Source organism: Rickettsia endosymbiont of Culicoides newsteadi, assembly GCF_002259525.1.
GTDB lineage: Bacteria > Pseudomonadota > Alphaproteobacteria > Rickettsiales > Rickettsiaceae > Tisiphia.
This window is the reverse complement of the sequence record NZ_MWZE01000104.1, coordinates 1-4237: the sequence shown is the minus strand read 5'-3', so window position 1 is coordinate 4237 and position 4237 is coordinate 1. Positions and strand designations below refer to the sequence as shown.

The window sequence follows — 4237 nt, the reverse complement described above, 5'->3', positions numbered from 1 at the left end:
AAAAAAACATTTATCACAGGCATTAACTCCTTGCAACTCCTATATCTCCTTTATTTTTTCTTATCCCTTATCCCGAATTGACGTAATTTGTGCATCCTTTTAGATATAATCCCACCTAAAATTGAAGGAATACATAAAAATAATGCTATCATACCAAATGATGAAGCTGCCATATTTAGTCCTGAGATAAAATAAAAAGGTGCTTCAGCAAAATAGCCAAATCCAATACCATTTACTGCTCCAATTAAAAATACGAAACCGAGCAATCTTATATCTCTGATCATTTTATTAAAACATTCTTGATACAATATAATAATCGAGCGTTTAGCCTCTAGATTTTGGTTAGTTTCTGGAAGTTTAGCTGATACTAACAACATAATTAATATTGCCATTACGATTAATACAAGAAATACAGCTGACCAATGATAAAATTTTATTACCAAACTACCGATCATTGACCCTATAGCAGGAGCAAAAGCCATAGCAATACTTATAGTTGAGAATATCCTGCCACGATCTTGCGGTTTTATTGCTTCTCTAACTATGGTTTGTCCTAATACTGACCCAACACTAGCCCCAAAAGCTTGCATAAATCTTGCAACTAGTAACATATTTATATTATCTGATAGATAACAAATGTAGCATGATAAGGCATAAATCAAAAATCCTATAAGTAGACAAGTCTTACGTCCATAAGAATCAGATAAGTTACCCCATAGTAACATCCCAACAGCAAAACCAAACAAATAAATAGTAAGGGTATATTCAGCTAAATTAGCACTAATTGCTAAATCTTTGGCTAAGCTAGGAAGTGAGGGAGTATAAATAGTCTCGCTTAATACCGGTATTGCAATAATTAATATAATAATGTATAATGGTATAATGAGGGTGCTTTTAATTTTATCTGATTTCATAACAACTAATCTATTGGTTTGTACTTTATATATTAAAATATTCAGAATATTACACCAAATTTTTAAAATTGCAAGTTGTATATCTTTTGCAAGAATTATATAAGAAATTTTTGATAATTTCTTACTTTAATCTTGAATATCTGGTAAATCAAGGCAATACCCTGTGGAACGAACAGTTTTTATAAATACTTCAGAGTTTTTGTTATTTAGAGATGCTCTTATTCTATTTATATGTACATCAATAGTACGTAAGTCAATAACCGCATCCTTTCCCCACACTTTGTTTACAATATCTTGACGAGAAAATATTACTTTAGGGGATTTTATGAAAAGTTGTAAAATCTTAAATTCTGTTGGTCCTAAACGAATTACCCTGCCGTTATTAGTTACTTTATAAGTGGTAAGATCCATACTTACTTCTTTATACTTTATAACTTTATCTTGTAGAATTAAATTAGAGCGTCTTAATAAAGATCTTATTAAGAGCATTAATTGATCTGATGTGAATGGTTTAATGAGACAAGCAACAAAGTTGCTATCTTCTAAAGCGTAGCCAGACAGAGATTCTCCTGGATGTAACAAAAAAATTATTGGAACTCTCACTAAATCATCAATTTCTCTTATTTTACTTGCTATCTCTGTAGCAAGTTTATCTTGTACTATCGAGTCAATAATAATTATATCAGGAGGATTAATAGCAGAAAGAACTATTGCTTTTTCTACTGTATTAGTCTTAATAAGGTTAAACCACGCTCTCTCCATGACGTTAGACAGAGAAGCGTTGACGCTTTTAGTTGATTCTATAACAAGAATTCTCGGTGGTAATTTATCAAACATGCTAATACTTAATTAAATGAAGATTTTAGGCATAACTAAATTCTTGTATTGTCTATCCAAATGGTTTGAAAAATTGGAGCATAAACAAAAGGTGGAGTTAAGACAACGTATACAGCTATTAAGCATAAGTACATCAATATCCAAAGTTTTGTGAAACCAATTCTAAAGCAAAAGAGTATCCTTTAGTTATGCAAGAGTCTAATGTTACATTATTGTAAATTATTGTAATGATTATTAAACTTAACTTTTTAAAGCGCAATATTATCGAATTAATTAATAAATTTCTACTAAATTTATTAACATAAGTCTACTAATTTAATTATTTGTTTACAGACCGTAGAAAACGGTTGTAATTATGCAATTATTAGAGATATTTTAGAGATTCATTAATTATGCCTTGTAGTAAAGATAACACTTGAATTAAATGTTTTTTGTTGTTATAAATAACTTTATTTTGTAGCTGGAGATTCTTATATATGGCTTTTTACGAATCAGTTTTTATCATACGGCAAGATATTTCGTCTGCTGATGTAGATAAAATTACCGATGATTTTACTAAAATTGTTGAAAATAGTAATGGTGAAGTTGTTAAAACTGAATATTGGGGTTTAAGAAGTTTAGCCTATAAGATTGGTAATAACAAAAAAGGACATTATGTTTTTATGGGGCTTAAAACTGACTTTTCAGTAATAACTGAAATGGAAAGGAAAATGAAGCTAAGCGAAAATATTATTAGGTTTATTAATATAAATGTTGACTCAATAAGCACTGAACCTTCACCGATTCTAAGAAGCAAAAGTTTAGATCATGAAGAAATAGTGGATGTAACAATTAATAAAGACTCAATGTAATAAAATTGGAAAAGATTAAAATGTTTGAAAATGATGCTACTGACTCTAAGTCAATGACTAAAATGGCTGATAAAAATAATAAAAGGGTGTTTTTTAGAAAACGTAAAGGTTGCCCTCTTTCTGTTGCTAATGCTCCAATAATTGATTACAAGAACCCTGACTTGTTAATAAAATTTGTATCAGAAGGCGGTAGAATGCTACCTAGCCGAATCACTAATGTATGTGCCAAAAAACAAAGAAAACTAAAAAATGCTATAAAAATTGCTAGAATTCTAGCATTATTGCCTTTTGTGTTTCAAGTTTGAGCAGAGGAATAAAATGGAAGTTATTTTAATTAAACCCGTAAGAAAGCTCGGGAAGATTGCAGAAATTCTTAAGGTAAAAAGGGGTTTTGCTCGTAATTATCTTATCCCTAGAAAATTAGCAATTAGAGCAACAGAACTCAATAAACAGCTCATAGAAACTCAAAAACATGATCTTGAGGGAAAAGACCTAAAAATAAGAGCTGAGGCAGAAGCTATTAATACTATTATAAGTAATAAAGAATTAGTATTTATTAGACAGTCTGCTGATGATGGCCGATTGTTTGGGTCAGTGAATAATAAAGAAATTGCCGAAAGTTTGTCTAAGGCTTCTTCACAGTCAATATCACATTTAAATATTATTCTTAAGAAGCCGATAAAATCAACCGGTGCCTTTGTCGTAGAGGTTAGGTTACATGCTGATCTTAGCACAAATATAACAGTAATTGTCGCAAGGTCAGAATCTGAAGCACAGGATTACGCAAGAATTAATAAGCAAGATGCTGCTAGCCCTCCTGAGGGTTTTGATCAACAAGAAGTCTCTATTAACGATATAGAGCAGTTATAGTCAATTCAGGAGAATTTGGGGCTAGGAGCGATGGAGCGACGCCTATAAGTAATAGGCGAGCATTGAGCGACAACGTCCCCAACTTCTCATCAATTGACTATATACTAGATTCCCGCTAGAAAAGTCGTCATTGCGAGGAAGACCGCAGGTCGACGAAGCAATACACAAAAGTAACCAAAAATGGATTGCCACGACCACTACGTGGTCTCGCAATGACGGGAAAGCTATCTAAAACTTGCTCTACCTTATAACTTTCAACAGTTGTGGCTTAGTGTCACCCCTGCGTAAGCAGGGGTCTAGATTCCCGCTTTCGCAGGAATGACAAAAGAGTTAGCGTCATCCCTGCTTCGGTGCGGGATCAAAATTCCCAAATTCCCCTGAATTGACTATAACACCGTCATTGCAAGAAGCCACTTTAAAATTAAGTAAAAATGATCTTTTTTCTTGGAGGTATATAAACAGTTTGATCTTGGGCATTTATGGTATTGTCATGCTGCATCTTTTCCATGACGCCAATAAAATAATTACCATATGGCATTAATTTTACTATTGCCCAATCGTCCTTAATAAATTGAGCAATTTTATCTAGGTCAGATTTATTTTCAGCAAAAGATATAATTTTTTGAGGAGGTGTTACCCTTATCATAACATTATTTTTTTATTAAATTTTTATAAGAATGCAAGTTTTACCATAGTACCCTACAATTTTTGTAACAATGTAGGGAAGTAGGGATCAAAATCGGTAATTGAGTCATACTCCAAAAT

At 32.0% G+C, this 4237-nt stretch carries 6 protein-coding genes; 3 read left to right on the top strand and 3 right to left on the bottom strand.

Annotated features, from left to right (window positions below):
- Positions 1-50: 50 nt before the first annotated feature.
- On the bottom strand, positions 51-914 hold the full coding sequence (locus RiCNE_RS06135; RefSeq protein WP_094649703.1) for a Bcr/CflA family efflux MFS transporter: 864 nt from the start codon (positions 912-914) through the stop codon (positions 51-53).
- A gap of 126 nt (positions 915-1040) precedes the next feature.
- Complete coding sequence (locus RiCNE_RS08100) at positions 1041-1751, bottom strand: winged helix-turn-helix domain-containing protein (RefSeq protein ID WP_094649702.1); 711 nt, start codon at positions 1749-1751, stop codon at positions 1041-1043.
- Positions 1752-2227: 476 nt separating this feature from the next.
- Between RiCNE_RS08100 and rpsF the strand changes: the two genes are divergently transcribed.
- Genes rpsF through rplI form a run of 3 tightly spaced genes read left to right on the top strand, consistent with a single transcriptional unit; the run spans position 2228 to position 3472 of the window.
- Positions 2228-2602, top strand: coding sequence for a 30S ribosomal protein S6 (gene rpsF, locus RiCNE_RS06125; protein ID WP_094649701.1), 375 nt, complete (start codon positions 2228-2230; stop codon positions 2600-2602).
- Between the two features lie 20 nt (positions 2603-2622).
- Positions 2623-2907: a 30S ribosomal protein S18 gene (gene rpsR, locus RiCNE_RS06120; protein WP_094649700.1), complete on the top strand. Its 285-nt coding sequence runs from the start codon at positions 2623-2625 to the stop codon at positions 2905-2907.
- A 13-nt stretch (positions 2908-2920) separates the two neighbouring features.
- Entirely contained in the window at positions 2921-3472 is a 552-nt protein-coding gene (gene rplI, locus RiCNE_RS06115; RefSeq protein WP_094649699.1) for a 50S ribosomal protein L9, read from the top strand.
- Between the two features lie 421 nt (positions 3473-3893).
- Here rplI and RiCNE_RS06105 read toward each other — a convergent pair whose 3' ends face one another.
- Positions 3894-4118: a DUF2674 domain-containing protein gene (locus RiCNE_RS06105; RefSeq protein ID WP_094649698.1), complete on the bottom strand. Its 225-nt coding sequence runs from the start codon at positions 4116-4118 to the stop codon at positions 3894-3896.
- Between the last annotated feature and the right edge of the window lie 119 nt (positions 4119-4237).

Coding starts and splice junctions, on each gene's coding strand:
- RiCNE_RS06135 (WP_094649703.1), bottom strand. CDS start 914: ATGAAATCAGATAAAATTAAAAGCACCCTCATTATACCATTATACATT.
- RiCNE_RS06105 (WP_094649698.1), bottom strand. CDS start 4,118: ATGATAAGGGTAACACCTCCTCAAAAAATTATATCTTTTGCTGAAAAT.
- RiCNE_RS08100 (WP_094649702.1), bottom strand. CDS start 1,751: ATGTTTGATAAATTACCACCGAGAATTCTTGTTATAGAATCAACTAAA.
- rplI (WP_094649699.1), top strand. CDS start 2,921: ATGGAAGTTATTTTAATTAAACCCGTAAGAAAGCTCGGGAAGATTGCA.
- rpsF (WP_094649701.1), top strand. CDS start 2,228: ATGGCTTTTTACGAATCAGTTTTTATCATACGGCAAGATATTTCGTCT.
- rpsR (WP_094649700.1), top strand. CDS start 2,623: ATGTTTGAAAATGATGCTACTGACTCTAAGTCAATGACTAAAATGGCT.